Origin of the sequence: Ectopseudomonas toyotomiensis, assembly GCF_900115695.1 — a bacterium.
GTDB classification, from domain to species: domain Bacteria; phylum Pseudomonadota; class Gammaproteobacteria; order Pseudomonadales; family Pseudomonadaceae; genus Aquipseudomonas; species Aquipseudomonas toyotomiensis.
The window spans coordinates 216,356-236,697 of sequence record NZ_FOXK01000006.1 but is presented as its reverse complement, the minus strand read 5'-3'; the positions used below and the strand labels follow the sequence as shown (position 1 = coordinate 236,697).

Here is a 20,342-nt window from a genome sequence, read left to right as displayed (position 1 = left end):
AGGCCTGAATAATGAGTCGAGCATGAACTGGACGTGGTTTCACAAATGGGGTTCGCCCAAGTGGTTCTATGAGATGAGCGGCCGCTGGCTGCCCTGGCTCAGTATCGCTGCCGTGTTGCTGATTGCCGCTGGCCTGATCTGGGGCCTGGCTTTCGCGCCGCCGGACTACCAGCAGGGCAACAGCTTCCGCATCATCTATATCCACGTTCCGGCGGCCTTCCTCGCCCAGTCTATCTACGTGACCCTGGCCATTGCCGGCCTGGTCGGCCTGGTATGGAAGATGAAACTGGCCGATGTCGCCGTGCAGCAGGCCGCCCCCATCGGTGCCTGGATGACTGCCATCGCGCTGCTTACCGGGGCCATCTGGGGCAAGCCGACCTGGGGCACCTACTGGGTCTGGGACGCACGCCTTACCTCGATGCTGATTCTGCTGTTCCTGTATTTCGGCGTGATCGCCCTGGGCAACGCCATCAGCAACCGCGACAGCGCCGCCAAGGCCTGCGCCGTGCTGGCCATCGTCGGTGTGGTCAACATTCCGATCATCAAGTACTCGGTGGAGTGGTGGAACTCACTGCACCAGACCGCCACCTTCAAGATCACCGAAAAACCGGCGATGCCGATGGAAATGTGGCTGCCGTTGCTGCTGGCAGTGCTGGGTTTCTACTGCTTCTTCGGCGCCGTGCTGCTTTATCGCATGCGCCTGGAAGTGCTCAAGCGTGAAGCACGCAGCAGCTGGGTGAAAGCCGAAGTGCAGACGCTGGTGGAGGGCAAGGCATGAGTTTCGCGTCGTTCTCCGAGTTTCTCGCCATGGGAACTCATGGCCCCTACGTCTGGAGCGCTTATGGCATCAGCCTGGCGATCCTGGCGTTGAATGTGGTGCTGCCAATCCTGGCGCGCCGCCGTTACCTGCAAGACGAGGCGCGCCGTTTGCGCCGGGAGAAGTCGAAGTGAATCCGGTTCGCAAGAAACGCCTGTATATCGTTCTGGCCATCCTCTGCGGCGTCAGCATCGCCGTGGCGCTGGCGCTGACCGCGCTGCAGGAGAACATCAACCTGTTCTACACCCCGAGTCAGATCGCCAACGGCGAAGCCCCGGTCGATACTCGCATTCGTGCCGGTGGCCTGGTCGAGGAAGGCTCGGTCAAGCGTTCCGCCGACACCCTGGAAGTCGACTTCGTCGTCACCGACGGCGCTCACGGCGTGACCATTCGCTACCACGGCATCCTCCCGGATCTGTTCCGTGAAGGGCAGGGCATCGTCGCCCTGGGTCGGGTCAATGCAGAGGGCGTGCTGGTGGCCGACGAGGTACTGGCCAAGCACGACGAGAATTACATGCCGCCTGAAGTCATGCAGGCGCTGGAAAAGAGCGGAATGATGCAGAAGCACAATGAGGCCAAAGCCGCCAAACAGGGCTATCAGCAGGAGAGTGCACAATGATCCCCGAGCTCGGCCATCTGGCGATGATCCTGGCGCTGTGCCTGTGCCTGGTACAGGCGACGCTGCCGCTGATCGGTGCCTGGCGCGGTGACCACCAGTGGATGAGCCTGGCGCAGCCGGCCGCCTGGGGTCAGTTCGCCTTTCTGTTGTTCTCCTTCATCTGCCTGACCTATGCCTTCATGGTCGACGATTTCTCCGTCGCCTACGTGGCGCACAACTCCAACAGTGCGTTGCCCTGGTACTACAAGTTCAGCGCGGTATGGGGTGCGCACGAAGGCTCCTTGCTGCTGTGGGCGCTGATCCTGGCGGGCTGGACCTTTGCCGTGGCGATCTTCTCGCGCCACCTGCCGGAAGAAATGCTCGCCCGTGTGCTGGCAGTGATGGGCATGATCAGCATCGGGTTTCTACTGTTTCTGATCGTCACCTCCAACCCCTTCGAGCGCCTGCTGCCGAACTCGCCGGCTGATGGCCGCGACCTCAACCCCTTGTTGCAGGACTTCGGCCTGATCGTGCATCCGCCGATGCTGTACATGGGCTATGTCGGCTTCTCGGTGGCCTTCGCCTTCGCCATTGCTGCGCTGCTCGGCGGCAAGCTGGACGCCGCCTGGGCGCGCTGGTCGCGTCCCTGGACCATCGTCGCCTGGGCCTTCCTCGGCATCGGTATCGCCCTGGGCTCCTGGTGGGCCTACTACGAACTGGGCTGGGGCGGCTGGTGGTTCTGGGACCCGGTAGAGAACGCGTCCTTCATGCCCTGGCTGGTGGGCACTGCCTTGATCCATTCGCTGGCCGTGACCGAGAAGCGTGGGGTGTTCAAGAGCTGGACCGTGCTGCTGGCCATCGCCGCCTTCTCCCTCAGCCTGCTGGGTACCTTCCTGGTCCGCTCTGGTGTGCTGACCTCGGTGCATGCTTTTGCCACCGACCCGGAGCGCGGCGTGTTCATCCTCGCCTTCCTGCTGATCGTGGTCGGTGGTTCGCTGGCGCTGTTCGCCGTGCGTGCCCCGGTGGTCAAGAGCCAGGTCGGCTTTGGCTTGTGGTCGCGTGAGACGCTGCTGCTGGTCAACAACATCGTGCTGGTGGTGTCGGCCGCGATGATCCTGCTCGGCACGCTCTATCCGCTGGTGCTTGACGCGCTGACCGGCGCCAAACTGTCGGTTGGCCCGCCTTACTTCAACGCGCTGTTCCTGCCGCTGATGGCACTGCTGATGGCGGTGATCAGCGTCGGCGTGCTGGTGCGCTGGAAGGACACCCCGCTGAAATGGCTGGGCGGCATGCTGACGCCGGTGCTGGTGGCCAGTGTGGTGCTGGCGGTAGTCGCCACCTTCCTGCACGGCGATTTCCACTGGGCGGTGCTGGCCGTCTGCCTGCTGGCCTTCTGGGTGATCCTCGCTGGCGTGCGCGACATCCTCGACAAGACGCGCCACAAGGGCTTGCTCAAGGGCCTGCCGAGCCTGGGTCGCAGCTACTGGGGCATGCAGATGGCGCACTTCGGTTTCGCCGTGTGCGCCCTGGGTGTGGTACTCACCAGCCTCGGTAGCTACGAGCGCGATCTGCGCATGGCGCCGGGTGACTCCGTGGAGCTGGGCGGCTATCGCTTCCAGTTCGACGGTGCCGTGCATCACGAAGGCCCCAACTTCATTTCCGACAAGGGCACGGTGCGCGTATTCGACGGCGAGCGGCAGATCAAGGTGCTGCACCCGGAGAAGCGCCTCTACACCGTGCAGCAGGCGACCATGACCGAGGCAGGCATCGATGCCGGCTTCACTCGCGACCTGTTCGTCGCCCTCGGCGAGCCGCTGGAGGAGGGCGCCTGGGCCGTACGCATTCACATCAAGCCGTTCGTCCGCTGGATCTGGCTGGGCGCGCTGCTGATGGGCTTCGGCGGCTTCCTCGCTGCTGCCGACAAGCGCTACCGGATCAAGGTCAGAACCCGCGTGCGTGAAGCCCTGGGCATGCAGGAGGCCAGCGCATGAGACGCCTGCTCCTGCTGTTGCCGCTGCTGGCCTTCCTGGCGATCGCCGTATTCCTCTATCGCGGCCTGTTTCTCGACCCCTCCGAGTTGCCCTCGGCGCTGATCGGCAAGCCGTTCCCGGCCTTCAGCCTGCCGTCGCTGGATGATCCCGAGCGCACCCTCAGCGAGGCCGACATCAAGGGCCGACCTGCGCTGGTCAATGTCTGGGCCACCTGGTGCCCGGCCTGCCGCCACGAGCATCCGGTGCTGAACAAGCTGGCTGAGGCCGGCGTGGTGATCCATGGGGTCAACTACAAGGATAAGCGCGAGCCGGCGCAGAAATGGCTGCGCGACCTGCACAACCCGTATCAGCTCAACATCGAGGACGCCAAGGGCAGCCTCGGTCTGGACCTGGGTGTGTACGGCGCGCCGGAAACCTTCTTCGTCGATGCCAAGGGCATCATCCGTCACAAGTACGTCGGCACCATCGACGAGCGCGTCTGGCGCGAGAAGCTGGCGCCGATCTACCAGCAACTGGTTGACGAGGCCCAGCCATGAAGCGCCTGTTGATGTGTGCCGGTCTGGCACTGGGGCTGTTGGCCAGCGCCCATGCCGCCATCGATACCTTCGAGTTCGCCAACGAGGCCGAGCGTCAGCGCTATCGCAACCTGATCGAAGAGCTGCGTTGCCCGAAGTGCCAGAACCAGAACATCGCCGACTCCGACGCGCCGATCGCCATGGATCTGCGCAATGAGATCTTCCGCATGCTCGAAGAGGGCAAGAGCAACGAGGAAATCATTGATTTCCTGGTCTCGCGCTATGGCGATTTCGTGCTCTACAAACCGCCGCTGACCAGCCGCACGCTGCTGCTCTGGTACGGCCCGGCCGGCCTGCTGCTGATAGGTTTCGGTGTGCTCGGGGTGATCGTCCTGCGTCGCCGTGGCCAGAACAAGGACCGCTCTGCTGCTGGCCTCTCCGTCGATGAGCAGGCGCGTCTCGCCGCGTTGCTCGAGCAAAACTCTCAGGACAAGAAAGACCGATGATCGATTTCTGGTTGCCCGCCGGGCTGCTGTTGCTGACTGCCCTGGCGTTTCTGCTGATTCCGGTACTGCGCATTCGCAAGCTGCAGGCCGAAGAAGACCGTACCGCACTCAACGTCACCCTCTATCAGGAGCGCCTGCAGGAGCTGGAAACCCAGCTCCAGGCTGGCGTGCTCGATGAAGCGCAAATGGAGGCCGGTCGCGCCGAGGCCGCGCGCGAGCTGCTGGATGACACCGAAGGCGTGCAGCGCCGCAGCAGCGTGCTCGGCGGCAAGATTCCGCTGGTGTCGGCGCTGCTGGTGCCGGTGCTGGGCGTGGCCCTGTACCTGCACTGGGGCGCTGTCGATGAGGTCGTACAGACTCGCCAACTGGCCGCTGCACAGCCGCAAAGCATCGAGGAGATGACCGCGCGCCTGGAGCAGACCGTGCAGCAACAGCCGGAGTCTGCCGAGGCCTGGTACTTCCTCGGTCGTACCTATATGGCGCAGGAGCGTGCCGGCGATGCCGCCAAGGCGTTTGAGCGTGCCGTGGAGATCGCCGGGCGTGCCCCGGAGCTGCTCGGCCAATGGGCGCAGGCGCTGTACTTCGCCGAAGGCAAGCGGTGGAGCGAGCAGATGCAGACGCTCACTGACGAAGCGTTGAAGGCCGATCCGGAAGAGGTCACCAGCCTCGGCCTGCTCGGTATCGCCGCCTATGAAAGCCAGCGTTATGCTGATGCGGTGCGCTACTGGGAGCGCCTGGTCGCCGTGCTGCCGGAGCAGGACCCGTCGCGTGCGGCCATCGCCGGCGGTATCGAACGCGCTCGTCAGCAGGTGGGCGAGGGGGAGCAGCCCAGCGCTGCCGCCGAGCCAGGCGCCAAGGTGCATGCGCTGGAGGTCAGCGTATCGCTGTCGCCTGAAGTGCAGCAGAGTGTGCAGCCGGACGATGCCGTATTCGTCTTCGCCCGCGCGCTCAGTGGCCCGCCGATGCCGTTGGCGGTCAAACGCCTGAAGGTTTCCGACCTGCCGGTGCAGATCAGCCTTTCCGATGTGGATGCGATGATGCCCGAACTGAAGATTTCCCGATTCGACCAGGTGCAACTGGTGGCGCGTGTATCCCGTGCGGGTAACGCCACCCAGGGCGAATGGACCGGCCAGACCGGCCCGGTTGCCAACACCGCCCGTGACGTTCAGGCGCTGCTGATCGACAGCCGCGACGGGCAGGCCCAGTGAAGCGTCTGGTGCTGGCCTGCGCGCTCGGGCTTGGCCTGAGCGGCTGCGTACTGCAGCAACCGAGTACACCGGTTGGCCAGTTGCCGCCGGTGCAGCAGCCGTCGCACCCGCGCTACGCGCCGCCGCCTGGGGTGAAGAGCCACTGGAACCCGGGGCTGGGCGTCTATGTAGTCGAAGGTGCGCGTGATCTGTACTACCGCGAGCGCATCTTCTACCGCTGGGACGGCGGCTGGAGCTGGTCTTCGCAAGCTGGCGGGCCGTGGAAGGAAACCGACAGCTCGGGTATTCCGCCGGGGTTGTTCCGCCAGTATCAGCACCGCTGATCGCGTAGTGCGGGTGAAACCCGCCGATCGACCTGGCAGGATGCACTCACCCTACAACCGCATATGAAAACGGCGCCCGAAGGCGCCGTTCTTGTTGGTGCGATCCAGGCTCAATGTGCCCAGATCATGCCCACCAGCACATAGCAGATCAGCGTCACCAGCACCACGCCGAACAGGTTGAGGGCGAAGCCTGCCTTGATCATCGACTGTATCTTCATATGCCCGGTGCCGAACACGATGGCGTTAGGCGGCGTCGCCACCGGCATCATGAAGGCGCAGCTGGCAGCGATGGCGGCTGGAATCGCCAACAGCTCTGCCGGCATGCCCTGCGATACGGCCAGTGCCCCCAGCAGCGGCAGGAAGGCGGCTGCGGTGGCGGTGTTGGAGGTGACCTCGGTAAGGAAGATGATCACCAGCACCACCACGCCGATCATCGCGATCACCGGCAGGGCGCCCAGCGCACCGAGACTCTGTGCGATCCATTCGGCCAGACCGGTGCTGCGAATCACCCCAGCCAGCGAAAGGCCGCCGCCGAACAGCAGCAGCACGCCCCAGGGCAGTTTGCTGGCGCTTTCCCAGTTCATCAGGAACACGCGCTGTTTGACGTCCACCGGAATCATGAACAACGCCAGCGCCGCAGCGATGGCGATGCTGGTGTCATTGACGCCGGGCACCCAGCCGGAGATCAGCGGTTGGAATACCCAGGCCAGCGCGGTAATGACAAATACCAACGCCACCAGCTTCTCGCCACGGCTCAGCGGGCCGAGCTCGGCCAGTTCGCTGCGAATCAGCTGCGTGCTGTCGTGCCCGGCCAGGTTGAAACCGCCGCGCGTCAGCCACCACCAGATGAACGCCAGCATGATCATCGCCACCGGCACGCCCAGCAGCATCCACTGGCCGAAGCCGATCTGCACGTCATAGTTGTCAGCGAGGAAGGCGGCCAGCAAGGCATTCGGCGGGGTGCCGATCAGCGTGGCGATACCGCCGACGCTGGCGGCGTAGGCGATTGCCAGCAGCAGGGCGGTGGCGAAGCGTTCACGGTCGGCTTCGCCGGTGCTCTGCTCGCTGGTAAGCATGCCGATCACCGAAAGACCGATGGGCAGCATCATGATGGTGGTGGCGGTGTTGCTCACCCACATGCTGAGAAAGGCCGTGGCCATCATGAACCCGGCGATCTGCCTGCTGGGCCTGCTGCCCATGGCCAGCAGCGTCATCAGCGCGATGCGCTTGTGCAGGTTCCAGCGCTCCATGGCCAGGCCCAGGACGAAACCACCGAGGAACAGGTAGATGGTCGGGTTGGCGTAAGGCGCGGTCGCGGCGTTGAGACTGTCGATGCCCAGCGCCGGAATCAACAGGATTGGCAGCAGCGAAGTGGCCGGAATCGGAATGGCTTCGGTCGACCACCAGGTGGCCATCAGCAGGGTCAGGCCGATGGTGGCCCAGGCGGTGCTGGAGAGACCGGCTGGCGGCTCGGTGACCAGGCAGACGAGCAGTAGCAAGGGGCCCAGAATCAGGCCAATCCAGGCGGCCTTGGCAGGTGCCGTGGATTCATTGGTGGTAACGGCCATGGCGCGCTTCCTTCAGCTAAAAAGTCGGGCTTTATAGCCCACAGGGCGACTTTATGACCACGCGGTGGCCAATCGGTTTTGCTTCAGTCTGTTTCAGGCGTGCTTTGCGCCGACGATGACGGCTCGGTCTGTCTGCTGAACAGCGGTCCACCGCAGCGACTACAGAACGCCGCGCTGTATTCGTGACGATTCTTCCGACAATGCGGGCAGTCGTGCTCCATCAGCCCGTCCTGGCGCATGGCGTTGGCCAGTTCGGCGGTGAAAATGCCGGTGGGCACGGCGATGATCGAGTAGCCGGTGATCATCACCAGCGTAGCGAGCATCTGGCCTACGGGGGTTTGCGGGGTGATGTCGCCGAAACCCACGGTGGTCAGCGTCACCACCGCCCAGTAGATACCGGTAGGAATGCTGGTGAAGCCGTTGGCCGGGCCTTCTATGACGTACATCAGCGCACCATAAACGGTGACCAGGGTCGAGACGCTCACCAGAAACACCACGATCTTCTGCTTGCTGCCGCGCAGCGCCACCAGCAGGAAGTTAGCCTGCGTCAGGTACTGGCGCAGCTTGAGCACACGGAAGACGCGGATCATGCGGATGACACGGACGATCATCAGGTACTGCGCATCGGCGAACATCAACGCCAGGATGGCCGGCAGCACCGACAGCAGGTCCACCAGGCCGAAGAAACTGAAGGCATAGCGCATCGGTTTGGGCGAGCTGTACAGGCGTAAGCCGTACTCGATGGCGAACAGTGCGGTGAAAAACCACTCCAGCGCGCCGAACACATCGGCGTACTGGTTGTGGAAGTGCTCGATGCTGTCGAGCATCACCACCACCAGGCTGGCGAGGATGGACACCAGCAGCCAGTTGTCGAAGCGCTGAGCGGCCGGCGTGCTGGTTTCGAAGATGATGATGTAGAGGCGTTGACGCCAAGTCTGCCGGTTTTCCATGGCAAGGTCCGAATTAAGCGAAAGGGCACAGCCTAGGCAGGAAGGCGGAGTGAGGGCAAGGCCGTGGTTGTGCTTGCTGCTCTGTTCTCAATCTCCTTCCAGCGAAGACTCCTCCCGCGGATCACCGAGCACAAAGGTATCACCGGTGACCGCTGTAATCCGCGCGGTGCCCAGATTGAGTAGCTGCCACTGCCATTTACCGTAGCGAGTGCTCAAGGTGCCATGGGCCTGGCAGGAGCCGTGGAGGTACCAGTCGTGCTCCTGGCGGTGGGTGATGAGGATGGCATGACGCAGGAAATCGGCGACCATTGCTTCGCTGACCTTGAAGCTCTGGCAGTTTTCTTGCTCCGAGCCGAGTCCATCCGCGATCACCACGATATCGCTGACAGGGCCGATCAGGCTCGGGTTTGACTCTGCGTAGGTCGCAGCGGTTGCCAATAGCAAGCTGAGGCCGAGAATTCGTCTGTCCATGTTCCGCGCGCTCCCTTTGCGGTCTGTTGCGCGATTCTAGACTCTCGGGGTGCTGTCCTTGACTGCCTTTTGCCAACTTTGTGTACCGGCCCTGATCAGCCAGCACGCGAGGATGAAGGGCATGGTCAGGGCAGGTAGACCCAGGGCGTTGAAACCGGGTTGCAGCAGCAGGGCGAGTAGAATGCCGAGGGCCGGTATCAGTGGGCTACGGTGTACCTGGGCCAGGGCAATGGCCGCCAGAGTGGCGTTGTAGCCGTAGAGACCGGCCAGCGCACCCTCGCCGGGCCAGCCGGAGAAGATCGCCAGGGCGAAGCCGCCGCTGGAACCCAGCAGCGCCCACAGCGCCGTGCGGCCATCGGCCAGGCGCAAGCCGATCAGCAGGCACAGACCGGCCAGTGGCGAGTCGAGAAAGATGACCTGGCCCAGGCCGCGCAGCACGGCGAGCATCAGTTGCAGGAAGTTCAGTTCCGGTGCGCTGGGCGAGCTGGTGGGTGCTGCAAGTGGCAGCTGCAACTGGGTGACCAGAGCCAGCAACAGCCAACCCAGCAGCACGAAGGGAAAGGTGAAGGCGGGCAGCCAGCCATGTTTGCGCATGCTCCGCATCCATGGGGCCAGCAGCAGGCTGGACAGGGCGGCGCTGGTGATGATCAGCACGGGCAGCAGCGGTGTCCATGGCAGTTTCAGGCTGAGCAGTAGACCGAGCAGGATGCCGTTGTAGCCGTACAGGCCGATGGCGATGTCGGCAGGTGGGTAGCCGCGGTGTTGCGCGATCAGCATCGACGTCAGGCCGCCGAGCAAGGCGCCGGGCAGCAGGTCGGGCGCGCCGATAAGGATGGCAATCAGTACCAGCAGGCCGCAGCCGGGGCTCTGTTGCAGGAATATCTGGGCGAAGCCGCAGAGCAGGGCGCGCAAGCTTTGCCGGGCAGGGTGTGAGGTTGGTAGTGGAGGCATGATGTATGTGCCAAGAGAGCCCTCTCCCCCCAGCTCCTCTCCCGCAAGCTGGAGAGGGGAGCTTTCCGTGTCGCTTGGCGGAGCTTTGTAGGGTGCGCCGTGCGCACCTTTTATTCGTGCGTATGGCTTTCGGTGCGCATGGCGCACCCTACAGGAGAGCAGTGCGGCTCAATGCAGCGTTTCGATCCTCAGGCTGTTGGTGCTGCCAGGTTGGCCGAAGGGTTCGCCGGCGGTGATCACCACGGTTTCGCCGCGCTTGGCCATGCCCTGGGCCTGGGCGATCTCCAGCGCGGTGCTGGTGACTTCCTCGACCCGACGAAGGCGCTCGTTGACCACCGAGTAGATGCCCCAGGCCACGGTCAGGCGCCGCGCCGTGGTCAGGCTCGGCGTCAGGCTCAAGATCGGCGCCTTGGGTCGCTCGCGCGAGGCGCGCAGGCTGCTGGCACCGGATTCGCTGTAGTTGATCAGGGCGGCCACCGGCAGGATCGAACTGATGCGGCGGATGGCGCAGCTGATGGCGTCGCTGGCGGTGGGCTCGGCCTGCGGGCGGCCGACGTCGAGCTGGGTCTGGTAGTCCGGGCCGTTTTCCACCTGGCGGATGATCTTGCTCATCATCTGCACGGTTTCCAGCGGGTAGTCGCCGGAGGCGGTCTCGGCCGACAGCATTACCGCATCGGCGCCTTCGGCCACGGCGTTGGCCACGTCGGTGACTTCGGCGCGGGTCGGCGCCGGGGAGAAACGCATGGATTCGAGCATCTGCGTGGCCACCACCACCGGACGACCGAGCTGGCGGCAGGTGCGCACGATGTCCTTCTGAATGCGCGGCACGTTCTCGGCCGGCACTTCCACGCCCAAATCGCCGCGCGCCACCATGATGGCGTCGCACAGACGGGCGATTTCCTCGAGATGCTGCACCGCCGAGGGCTTCTCGATCTTGGCCATCAGGAAGGCCTTGCCGCCAATCAGCTCACGGGCTTCGACGATGTCCTCGGGGCGTTGCACGAAGGACAGCGCCACCCAGTCCACGCCCAGCTCCAGGCCGAAGGCCAGGTCGCGACGATCCTTTTCGGTCAGCGGCGACAGTTGCAGCACCGCCTCGGGAACGTTGACGCCCTTGCGGTCGGACAGCTCGCCACCGGCGATCACGCAGGTGTCTACCGCATCGGCCTGCTTGCCGGTCACTTTCAGGCGCAGGCGGCCGTCGTCCAGCAGCAGGCTCATGCCCGGCTGCAGGGCTTCGATGATTTCCGGGTGGGGCAGGTTGACCCGGCTGGCGTCGCCGGGCGAGGCGTCCAGATCCAGGCGCAGGCTCTGGCCGTTGACCAGTTGCACCTTGCCTTCGGCGAAACGGCCGACGCGCAGCTTGGGCCCCTGCAGGTCCATGAGAATGCCGATGGGCTGATTCAGCTCGCGCTCCACCTCGCGCACCCACTGATAGCGCTGGGCATGGTCGGCGTGCTCGCCGTGGCTGAAGTTGAGGCGGAACAGGTTGACCCCGGCCTCCACCAGCTGGCGGATATGCGCGGCGTCGCGGATGGCCGGGCCGAGGGTGGCGAGGATCTTTACTTTCTTGTCGGCGTTCATTGGTCGTTCTCGAGAATCAGAATGGCGCGGAAATCGTTGACGTTGGTACGGGTCGGCCCGGTGACGATCAACTCGTCGAGGGCGGCGAAGTAGCCATAGCCGTTGTTGTTGTCCAGCTCGTCGCGGGCGGACAGGCCCTTGATGCCGGCGCGGGCGTAGCTGTAGGGCGTCATGATGGCGCCGGCGTTGTCTTCGGAGCCATCGATGCCGTCGGTGTCGCCGGCCAGCGCGTAGACGCCGGGCAGGCCCTTGAGGCTCTCGGTGAGGCTGAGGAGGAATTCGGCGTTGCGTCCGCCACGGCCGTTGCCGCGCACGGTAACGGTGGTTTCGCCGCCGGAGAGGATCACGCACGGCGGCTTGATCGGCTGGCCGTGCAGCTGCACCTGGCGGGCGATGCCGGCATGCACCTTGGCCACGTCGCGCGATTCGCCTTCCAGGTCGCCGAGAATCAGCACCGGGAAACCGGCCGCTTCGGCCCTGGCGGCAGCAGCGTCGAGCGACTGCTGCGGGGTGGCGATCAACTGGAAGTGGCTGCGCGACAGCACCGGATCGCCCGGCTTGACCGTTTCCGAGCGTGGATCTTCCAGCCAGGTTCGTACATTGGCCGGGATGTCGATCTCGTAGCGAGCGAGAATCGCCAGGGCATCGGCCGAGGTGGTCGGGTCGCCCACGGTGGGGCCGGAGGCGATTACCGTGGCCTCGTCGCCGGGTACGTCGGAGATGGCGTATGTATAGACGGTGGCCGGCCAACAGGCCTTGGCCAGACGGCCGCCCTTGATCGCCGAGAGGTGCTTGCGCACGCAGTTCATCTCGCCGATGGTGGCGCCAGATTTGAGCAGCGCCTTGTTGATCGCCTGCTTGTCCTGGAGGCTGATGCCGTCTGCCGGCAGCGCCAGCAGCGAGGAGCCGCCGCCGGAGAGGAGGAAGATCACCCGGTCGTCTTCGGCCAGGTTCGACACCAGCTCCAGCACACGACGCGCGACGCGCTCGCCGGCGTCGTCCGGCACCGGGTGAGCGGCTTCCACCACTTCGATCTTCCTGCAGTCGGCGCCGTGCTCGTAGCGGGTCACCACCAGGCCGCTGACCTCGCCTTGCCACTCCTGCTCGATCACCTCGGCCATCGCCGCTGCGGCTTTGCCGGCGCCGATGACGATGACGCGGCCGCTGCGATCGGCGGGCAGATGGTCGGCCAGCACCTGGCGCGGATGGGCGGCGGCGATGGCGGTGGCGAACAGGTCGCGCAGCAGGCGTTGCGGGTCGAAGGTCATGGCGATGTTCTCTTGTTCTTGGCGTGAAAGTCGCGTAGCGACGCCTTCCTTATGCCCTTCTCCCGTTGGGAGAAGGTGGCGCGAAGCGCCGGATGAGGGAGGCGGGCGTGCCGCGTAGGATTCGATGAATCGGGGTGCCTGCGCGGCATGCCCGTTAGGGTGACGCTGGATCGATTCCAGTCCGCAGGCGCCGCGTGGCAGCGCCTGGGGAGTGGAATCGACCGACCTGGCAATCGGGCCGTGACACCTCCTGCCAGGAAGGTCGAAAGGGTGGGCGAAGCTCGGGGCCTTCGGGATCTGTGGGAGGCGCTTCAGCGGCGACAGTCGCGGCTGAAGCCCCTCCCACGGATTTCCCGAGAGGGCAGCGCTTACTCGCCGCGAATATTGAAGTTGGCCATGTGCTCCAGACCCTTGATCAGGGCAGAGTGGTCCCAGCCGCTGCCGCCGAGGGCCGCGCAGGTGCTGAACACCTGCTGGGCGTTGGCGGTGTTGGGCAGGTTCAGGCCCAGCTCGCGGGCGCCGGACAGCGCCAGGTTGAGGTCCTTCTGGTGCAGGCTGATGCGGAAGCCCGGATCGAAGGTGCCCTTGATCATGCGCTCGCCGTGCACTTCGAGAATCTTCGAGCCGGCGAAACCACCCATCAGCGCTTCACGCACCTTGGCCGGGTCGGCGCCGTTCTTGGCAGCGAACAGCAGGGCTTCGGCCACCGCCTGGATGTTCAGCGCGACGATGATCTGGTTGGCCACCTTGGCGGTCTGGCCGTCACCGTTGCCGCCGACGCGGGTGATGTTCTTGCCCATGGCCTGGAACAGCGGCAGGGCGCGTTCGAAGGCGTTCGGGCAGCCACCGACCATGATCGACAGGGTAGCGGCCTTGGCGCCGACTTCACCGCCGGACACCGGGGCGTCCAGGTAGGCGGCGCCGGTGGCCTTGATCTTCTCGGCAAACTGCTTGGTCGCGGTGGGGGAGATCGAGCTCATGTCGATCACCACCTTGCCGGCGCCGACGCCCTGAGCGATGCCGTTGTCACGGAACAGCACGTCTTCGACCTGCGGGGTGTCCGGCACCATAACGATGATGAATTCGGCTTCCTGGGCGACTTCCTTCGGGTTGGCCAGGGCGATGCCGTTGTCGCCAACCAGGTCGGCCGGAGCCTTGTCGAAGTGCTCGGAGAAGAACAGGGTGTGGCCGGCCTTCTGCAGGTTCTGCGCCATGGGTTTGCCCATGATGCCGGTGCCGATAAATCCGATTTTAGCCATTGGGAAATTCTCCTCAGATTGCGTTGTGCGCTTTCATCCAGCCGAGGCCGGCAGCGGTGGTGGTTGCCGGCTTGTATTCACAGCCGATCCAGCCCTGGTAGCCGATGCGATCCAGGTGCTCGAAGAGGAAGCGGTAGTTGATCTCGCCGGTGCCCGGCTCGTTGCGGCCCGGGTTGTCGGCCAGCTGCACGTGGTTGATGGCGGCCAGGTTGCTCTCAACCGTGCGGGCCAGGTCACCTTCCATGATCTGCATGTGGTAGATGTCGTACTGCAGGTACAGATTGGTGCTACCGACCTTGTCGCGGATGTCCAGGGCCTGCTTGGTGGTGCTGAGGTAGAAGCCGGGAATGTCGCGGGTGTTGATGGCTTCCATCACCAGGCGAATACCGGCGCCAGCCAGCTTGTCAGCGGCGTAGCGCAGGTTGTCGACGAAAGTCTTCTCGACGGTCGCGCAGTCCAGGCCCTGCGGGCGGATGCCGGCCAGGCAGTTGATCTGCTTGTTACCCAGCACCTTGGCGTAGGCGATGGCCTTGTCGACGCCGGCGCGGAATTCCTCGACGCGATCCGGATGGCAGGCGATGCCGCGCTCGCCCTTGCCCCAGTCACCGGCGGGCAGGTTGAACAACACCTGTTCCAGCTTGTTGGCGTCCAGGCGGGCCTTGATCTCTTCCACCGCGAAGTCATAGGGGAAGAGGTATTCCACGCCGCTGAAACCGGCTTCGGCGGCGGCGGCGAAACGGTCCAGGAAGTCCACTTCGGTGAACAGCATGGACAGGTTGGCAGCAAAACGGGGCATGGTGTGCTCCTTGTCGTGGTGCAATTGCGGTCTGCGTAGGGTGCGCCGTGCGCACCATGGATGCGTCGCGGCGTTTGCGGTGCGCGCGGCGCACCCTACGGATCAATCCAGCAGCGAGATGGCGGTCGGGGCGTCGACGCCGCGCTCGGCCAGTTCCTCGAACTCGTTGATGGCGTTGATCTCGGTGCCCATGGAGATGTTGGTGACACGCTCCAGGATGATCTCTACCACCACCGGCACGCGGTGCTCGGCCATCAGGCGCTTGGCTTCGGCGAAGGCGTTCTGCAGCTCGTTCGGGTCGAACACGCGGATCGCCTTGCAGCCCAGGCCCTCGACCACGGCGACGTGGTCGACGCCATACCCATTGAGCTCCGGCGCGTTGATGTTCTCGAACGCCAGCTGCACGCAGTAATCGATGTCGAAGCCGCGCTGCGCCTGACGGATCAGGCCCAGATAGGAGTTGTTCACCAGCACGTGGATGTACGGCAGGTTGAACTGCGCACCGACGGCCAGCTCCTCGATCATGAACTGGAAGTCGTAGTCGCCGGACAGCGCCACCACGTTGCGAGTCGGATCGGCCTTGACCACGCCGAGGGCCGCCGGAATGGTCCAGCCCAGCGGGCCGGCCTGGCCGCAGTTGATCCAGTGGCGCGGTTTGTACACGTGCAGGAACTGCGCGCCGGCGATCTGCGACAGACCGATGGTGCTGACGTAGCAGGTGTCCTTGCCGAAGGCTTCGTTCATTTCCTCGTACACGCGCTGCGGCTTGGCCGGCACGTTGTCGAAGTGGGTCTTGCGCTGCAGGGTGCGCTTGCGCTCACGGCACGACTCGACCCAGGCGCTGCGGTCCTTCAGCTTGCCGGCGGCTTTCCACTCGCGGGCAACGATGAGGAAGGCGTCCAGCGCGTTGCCGGCGTCGGAGGCGATACCCAGGTCTGGGTTGAACACGCGGCCGATCTGAGTCGGTTCGATGTCGACGTGGATGAACTTGCGGCCTTCGGTGTAGACGTCGATCGAGCCGGTGTGGCGGTTGGCCCAGCGGTTGCCGATGCCGAATACCAGGTCGGAAGCGAGCAGGGTGGCGTTGCCGTAGCGGTGCGAGGTCTGCAGGCCGACCATGCCGACCATCAGCTTGTGGTCGTCGGGGATCGCGCCCCAGCCCATCAGGGTCGGCACCACCGGTACACCGGTCAGCTCGGCGAACTCCACCAGCTTGTCTTGCGCATCGGCATTGAATATACCGCCACCGGCGACCAGCAGTGGGCGCTCGGCGTCGTTGAGCATGGCGATGGCTTTTTCGGCCTGGACGCGGCTGGTGGTCGGCTTGGCCACCGGCAGCGGCTCGTAAGCGTCGATATCGAATTCGATCTCGGCCATCTGCACGTCGAACGGCAGGTCGATCAGCACTGGGCCGGGGCGGCCGCTGCGCATTTCATGGAAGGCACGCTGGAAGGCGCGCGGTACCTGGCCGGGCTCCATGACCGTGGTGGCCCATTTGGTCACCGGGCCGACGATGCTGGTGATGTCGACTGCCTGGAAGTCTTCCTTGTGCATACGTGCACGCGGCGCTTGCCCTGTGATGCACAGAATCGGGATGGAGTCGGCCGACGCCGAGTACAGGCCGGTGACCATGTCGGTGCCGGCCGGGCCTGAGGTGCCGATGCACACGCCGATATTGCCGGCATTGGTACGAGTGTAACCCTCGGCCATGTGCGAAGCGCCTTCGACATGACGGGCCAGGACGTGATCGATGCCACCGAGTTTCTTCAGTGCGGCATACAGGGGGTTGATGGCAGCGCCGGGGACGCCGAACGCGGTATCGACGCCTTCACGGCGCATCACCAGTACGGCTGCCTCGATTGCTCTCATTCTGGCCATTATCTTGTGCCTCTTTTGTTATCAGATTGTATACAAAACACCTGGCTAGGATTCTATGCAGGCCATGACTTCGCGGTCAACAATTTTTCCGGTGCAGCCTGTCGCCTGGGCCAAATTCTTTTGAAACGCCCGTTTGACGGGGCTGGCAGCGCAGACAAAGAGGTGTGTTGCGATAACTGTATACAATAAAAAATAATATTGTATGTAGTAGTTGAATTTTTTGTTTCTGGTGGGATAGTGAAGGTGAGCTTTGGATTGCCCAGGGCTGTCGGCGTGCGCAGTGCCGGCTTCGCTACGGGTGTTTCGTTCCCTTTGTCACTTCAGGAGTCATCACCATGAGCCACTTGAACCTGCAAACCGCCAATGCCATCGGTAACCGCGCGCTGGCCGTGGGGCGCGAGATAAAGGCGGCGCCGCTGACCGTCGCGGTACTGGATGCTGGCGGGCATCTGATTTGCCTGCAGCGCGAGGACGGCGCCAGCCTGCTACGCCCGCAGATCGCCATCGGCAAGGCCTGGGGCGCGCTGGCCCTGGGCAAGGGCTCGCGCCTGATCGCTGCCGACGCACAGCAGCGCCCGGCCTTTATCGGGGCGGTGAATAACCTGGCTCAAGGCAGTCTGGTACCCGCGCCGGGCGGGGTATTGATTCGCGATGAACGCGGCGAAGTGATCGGCGCCGTCGGCATCACCGGCGACACCTCGGACATCGATGAGCAATGCGCGGTGAGTGCGCTGGAGTCGCTCGGCCTGAAGGCGGATGCCGGGGTGTAGGGTGTGCCGTGCGCACCGGCTTTACCGCCGGTGCGCCCTATGCCCCGGATTGCATCCGGGCTGCGGCCCGTAGGGTGCGCCGCGCGCACCGACTTATGACGCGGACGTTCGGGAAGCCTTTGGTGCGCACGGCGCACCCTACGATGGTCAGCCGCTAGACGCTGCTGACCAATTCGGACGCCGTCGACGGCGCCGGGGCGACTTCGCAGCCCTTGAGCACCAGGCGGATGATGGTCTGCGCCGCGGCTTCGTAATCGGCGTCGTCCAGGCTGGCCTTGCCGGTGACGGTGGAAATCTGCCAGTCGAAGTCGGCGTAGGTCTGGGTCGCGGCCCAGATGCTGAACAGCAGGTGGTGTGGGTCGACTTTGGCCATCAGGCCCTGGTCGATCCAGCGCTGGATGCAGGCGATGTTGTGTTTGGCCTGGTCGTTGAGCTGTTCGGTCTGCTCCGGCGACAGGTGCGGGGCACCGTGCATGATCTCGCTGGCGAATACCTTGGAGGCATGCGGCAGCTCGCGGGAAATACGAATCTTCGAGCGGATGTAGGCGGTCAGTACCTCGCTCGGGTGGCCCGGCTGGTTGAAGGGCGCAGAGGCGGCCAGCAGCGGCTCGATGATGCTTTCCAGGACCTCGCGGTAGAGGTTTTCCTTGGACTTGAAGTAGTAGTAGACGTTGGGCTTGGGCAGGCCTGCCTTGGCCGCAATGTCACTGGTCTTGGTGGCGGCGAAGCCCTTGTCGGCGAACTCTTCGCTGGCTGCGCGCAGGATGAGCTCTTTGTTACGCTCGCGAATGCTGGTCATAAGGCCCTGTGGTTTGCTCTGCCGCCGGGCGGCGGTCGGGCATGGTAGCACCGGCTTTGCGCGAGGCTCAAGCCAGAGGCCACGGGCTGCTCAGCGCTTAACTGACTCTTGGGTCAAATTTCTGTATACAAGAATTCGCTTTTCTGTTTCTATCGCGCACAGCGTTATCCATGACAAAAAGTCTCGGCGCGTGACGCTGCAGGAGACCCACCGTGAATACCCATCAGCTCGTCGACCCATTCGGTCGGCGCATCACCTACCTGCGTTTGTCGGTGACCGATCGCTGCGATTTTCGCTGCACCTACTGCATGAGCGAAGACATGCAGTTCGCGCCGCGTGCGCAGATTCTCAGCCTGGAAGAACTCTACGCCGTGGCCGATGCCTTCATTGGGCTGGGCGTGCGGCGTATTCGCATCACCGGCGGCGAGCCATTGGTACGCAAGAATCTGCTGAGCCTGTTGCAGCGCCTGGGTGAGCGTGACGAGCTGGATGACCTGGCCATTACCACCAATGGCTCGCAACTGGCGGAGATGGCCGCGCCCTTGCGCGCAGCCGGTGTGCGCCGGCTGAACATCAGCCTGGATTCCCTGCAGCGCGAGCGCTTCGCCGCCTTCACCCGGCGCGACAAGCTCGCCCAGGTGCTGGCTGGCATCGACGCCGCGCGTGTCGCAGGCTTTGACAGGATCAAGCTCAACAGCGTGGTGCAGAGCGGGCGCAACGACGACGAGGTGCTGGATCTGGTCGAGTTCGCCATCGAGCGCGGCCTGGATATCAGCTTCATCGAGGAAATGCCGCTGGGCAGCGTGGTCAGCCACAGCCGCGAGCAGACCTTCTGCTCCAGCGACGAGGTGCGCCAGCGCATCGAGCAGCGCCATGCGCTGGTGCGTAGCAGCAAGGTCACCGGTGGGCCGTCGCGCTACTGGCAGGTGGTCGGTACGCAGACCCAGGTGGGGTTCATCTCGCCGCACAGCCACAACTTCTGCGGCGACTGCAATCGTGTGCGGGTCACCGCCGAGGGCAAGCTGGTGCTCTGCCTCGGCCACGACAACGCGCTGGATCTCAAGCGCCTGCTGCGCGCCCATCCGGGCGACGGCGAGCGCCTGCGTCAGGCGCTGATCGAGGCGTTGCGTCTGAAGCCCGAGCGGCACCACTTCGCCACCGACGAGCAGGTGCAGGTGGTGCGCTTCATGAGTATGACCGGCGGCTGAGCCGTCTGATCGGATTCCATAACAACAATAAGGAGGCTTTCAATGAAGCCCGTTCGTCTGTGCCTGTTTTCCACCATCGTGCTGACGCCCGCTGCCCTGGCGCAGACCTATGTGGTTGGCGTCGAGGACCTGCCATTCGCCCCGCACTACAACCTTGATGGCGAAGGTCAGTACCGTGGCTTCGCTCGTGAGGTGCTGGACGCTTTCGCCGTCGATAGCGGGGTTAGCCTGAGCTACAAGGCGCTACCCGTGGATCAGTTGCTGCCGGCCCTGCAGCGTGGCGAGATCGATCTCAAGTATCCCGACAGCCCGTACTGGGCCGGCGCGCAGAAAGCAGGCATGACCTTGCACTACAGCCAGGCGGTGGTCGATTACGTCGACGGCGTGCTGGTGGCGCCGCAGCGCCAGGGGCAGGCGCGGGAGAACATCCGTCGTCTGGCCATGGTGCAGGGCTGGACACCACGTGGATACGAAGATGCCATCGACAGTGGGCAGATCCAGCTGAGCTACAGCGACGACCTGCGCCAGATGATTCGCCTGGCCTTGAAGCAGGACACCGATGGCGCCTACTTCAACGTGGTGGTGGCCACCCATTATCTGGACAACATCCGGGCGCGACCGGGCGCTTTGGTCTTTGATCCCAAGTTGCCGCATACCCGCGGCAGCTTTCACCTCTCCAGCGTTCGTCATCCACAGCTGATCGCGCGTTTCGATCGCTTTCTTGCCGAGCGCTCGGCTCAGGTTGCCGCTCTCAAGGCGAGCTATCGCGTCGAGGCCAATCTCGATAGCGACTACATCGGTCTGGAACAGTGGAAGGTGGACTTTCTCGAACGGCAGAAAGAAAAAGCCGGCGCACAGGCGCCGGCTTCGTCTCGTCCGTGA

General features: G+C 64.2%; 21 protein-coding genes. 11 read left to right on the top strand and 10 right to left on the bottom strand.

The window, feature by feature from the left end; translation table 11 throughout:
- Positions 1-22 precede the first annotated feature (22 nt).
- The 8 genes from BM186_RS14190 to BM186_RS14155 are packed head-to-tail and all read left to right on the top strand — an operon-like array spanning position 23 to position 5,958.
- Entirely contained in the window at positions 23-778 is a 756-nt protein-coding gene (locus BM186_RS14190; RefSeq protein ID WP_074916075.1) for a heme ABC transporter permease, read from the top strand.
- Positions 775-951 (top strand): heme exporter protein CcmD, encoded by a 177-nt coding sequence (ccmD, locus tag BM186_RS14185; protein ID WP_021489619.1) that lies wholly within the window; start codon positions 775-777, stop codon positions 949-951. The genes BM186_RS14190 and ccmD overlap by 4 nt, the downstream gene beginning before the upstream one ends.
- Positions 948-1,436, top strand: coding sequence for a cytochrome c maturation protein CcmE (ccmE, locus tag BM186_RS14180; protein ID WP_072425667.1), 489 nt, complete (start codon positions 948-950; stop codon positions 1,434-1,436). Before ccmD ends, ccmE begins: the two co-directional genes overlap by 4 nt.
- On the top strand, positions 1,433-3,406 hold the full coding sequence (locus BM186_RS14175; protein WP_074916073.1) for a heme lyase CcmF/NrfE family subunit: 1,974 nt from the start codon (positions 1,433-1,435) through the stop codon (positions 3,404-3,406). Before ccmE ends, BM186_RS14175 begins: the two co-directional genes overlap by 4 nt.
- Positions 3,403-3,942, top strand: coding sequence for a DsbE family thiol:disulfide interchange protein (locus BM186_RS14170; RefSeq protein WP_072425665.1), 540 nt, complete (start codon positions 3,403-3,405; stop codon positions 3,940-3,942). Before BM186_RS14175 ends, BM186_RS14170 begins: the two co-directional genes overlap by 4 nt.
- Positions 3,939-4,427 carry a cytochrome c-type biogenesis protein gene (locus BM186_RS14165; RefSeq protein ID WP_072425664.1) on the top strand — a complete coding sequence of 163 codons (489 nt, stop codon included), beginning with the start codon at positions 3,939-3,941 and terminating at the stop codon, positions 4,425-4,427. Before BM186_RS14170 ends, BM186_RS14165 begins: the two co-directional genes overlap by 4 nt.
- Entirely contained in the window at positions 4,424-5,635 is a 1,212-nt protein-coding gene (gene ccmI / locus BM186_RS14160; protein ID WP_074916071.1) for a c-type cytochrome biogenesis protein CcmI, read from the top strand. The genes BM186_RS14165 and ccmI overlap by 4 nt, the downstream gene beginning before the upstream one ends.
- Positions 5,632-5,958: a hypothetical protein gene (locus BM186_RS14155; RefSeq protein WP_074916069.1), complete on the top strand. Its 327-nt coding sequence runs from the start codon at positions 5,632-5,634 to the stop codon at positions 5,956-5,958. Before ccmI ends, BM186_RS14155 begins: the two co-directional genes overlap by 4 nt.
- Positions 5,959-6,068: 110 nt before the next feature.
- On the opposite strand, the gene BM186_RS14150 is transcribed toward BM186_RS14155, so the two are convergent.
- From BM186_RS14150 to gcl, 9 genes are all read right to left on the bottom strand, one after another.
- Positions 6,069-7,526 carry an SLC13 family permease gene (locus BM186_RS14150; protein WP_072425661.1) on the bottom strand — a complete coding sequence of 486 codons (1,458 nt, stop codon included), beginning with the start codon at positions 7,524-7,526 and terminating at the stop codon, positions 6,069-6,071.
- A gap of 83 nt (positions 7,527-7,609) precedes the next feature.
- Positions 7,610-8,476, bottom strand: a complete 867-nt coding sequence (locus BM186_RS14145) for an ion transporter (protein ID WP_074916067.1) — start codon at positions 8,474-8,476, stop codon at positions 7,610-7,612.
- Positions 8,477-8,563: 87 nt separating this feature from the next.
- Entirely contained in the window at positions 8,564-8,947 is a 384-nt protein-coding gene (locus BM186_RS14140; RefSeq protein ID WP_074916065.1) for a hypothetical protein, read from the bottom strand.
- A 36-nt stretch (positions 8,948-8,983) separates the two neighbouring features.
- Positions 8,984-9,898: an urea transporter gene (locus BM186_RS14135; protein ID WP_074916063.1), complete on the bottom strand. Its 915-nt coding sequence runs from the start codon at positions 9,896-9,898 to the stop codon at positions 8,984-8,986.
- Positions 9,899-10,066: 168 nt separating this feature from the next.
- A complete protein-coding gene (gene pyk / locus BM186_RS14130; protein WP_074916061.1) occupies positions 10,067-11,482 on the bottom strand; it encodes a pyruvate kinase in 1,416 nt (471 codons plus the stop codon).
- Positions 11,479-12,750 (bottom strand): glycerate kinase type-2 family protein, encoded by a 1,272-nt coding sequence (locus tag BM186_RS14125; RefSeq protein ID WP_074916059.1) that lies wholly within the window; start codon positions 12,748-12,750, stop codon positions 11,479-11,481. Before BM186_RS14125 ends, pyk begins: the two co-directional genes overlap by 4 nt.
- A 368-nt stretch (positions 12,751-13,118) precedes the next feature.
- Positions 13,119-14,009, bottom strand: a complete 891-nt coding sequence (locus BM186_RS14120) for a 2-hydroxy-3-oxopropionate reductase (RefSeq protein WP_074916057.1) — start codon at positions 14,007-14,009, stop codon at positions 13,119-13,121.
- A 13-nt stretch (positions 14,010-14,022) separates the two neighbouring features.
- Positions 14,023-14,805 carry a hydroxypyruvate isomerase gene (gene hyi / locus BM186_RS14115; protein WP_074916055.1) on the bottom strand — a complete coding sequence of 261 codons (783 nt, stop codon included), beginning with the start codon at positions 14,803-14,805 and terminating at the stop codon, positions 14,023-14,025.
- A 102-nt stretch (positions 14,806-14,907) separates the two neighbouring features.
- Positions 14,908-16,683 (bottom strand): glyoxylate carboligase, encoded by a 1,776-nt coding sequence (gcl, locus tag BM186_RS14110; RefSeq protein WP_074916053.1) that lies wholly within the window; start codon positions 16,681-16,683, stop codon positions 14,908-14,910.
- 335 nt (positions 16,684-17,018) lie between these two features.
- Here gcl and BM186_RS14105 point away from each other — a divergent pair, with 335 nt between their 5' ends.
- Positions 17,019-17,453, top strand: coding sequence for a GlcG/HbpS family heme-binding protein (locus tag BM186_RS14105; protein ID WP_045735325.1), 435 nt, complete (start codon positions 17,019-17,021; stop codon positions 17,451-17,453).
- Between the two features lie 154 nt (positions 17,454-17,607).
- On the opposite strand, the gene BM186_RS14100 is transcribed toward BM186_RS14105, so the two are convergent.
- Complete coding sequence (locus tag BM186_RS14100) at positions 17,608-18,252, bottom strand: TetR/AcrR family transcriptional regulator (RefSeq protein WP_003243302.1); 645 nt, start codon at positions 18,250-18,252, stop codon at positions 17,608-17,610.
- A gap of 212 nt (positions 18,253-18,464) precedes the next feature.
- Between BM186_RS14100 and moaA the strand changes: the two genes are divergently transcribed.
- Together moaA and BM186_RS14090 are read left to right on the top strand one after the other, a co-directional pair.
- Complete coding sequence (gene moaA / locus BM186_RS14095) at positions 18,465-19,460, top strand: GTP 3',8-cyclase MoaA (protein WP_074916051.1); 996 nt, start codon at positions 18,465-18,467, stop codon at positions 19,458-19,460.
- Positions 19,461-19,502: 42 nt separating this feature from the next.
- Positions 19,503-20,342: a transporter substrate-binding domain-containing protein gene (locus tag BM186_RS14090; RefSeq protein ID WP_074916049.1), complete on the top strand. Its 840-nt coding sequence runs from the start codon at positions 19,503-19,505 to the stop codon at positions 20,340-20,342.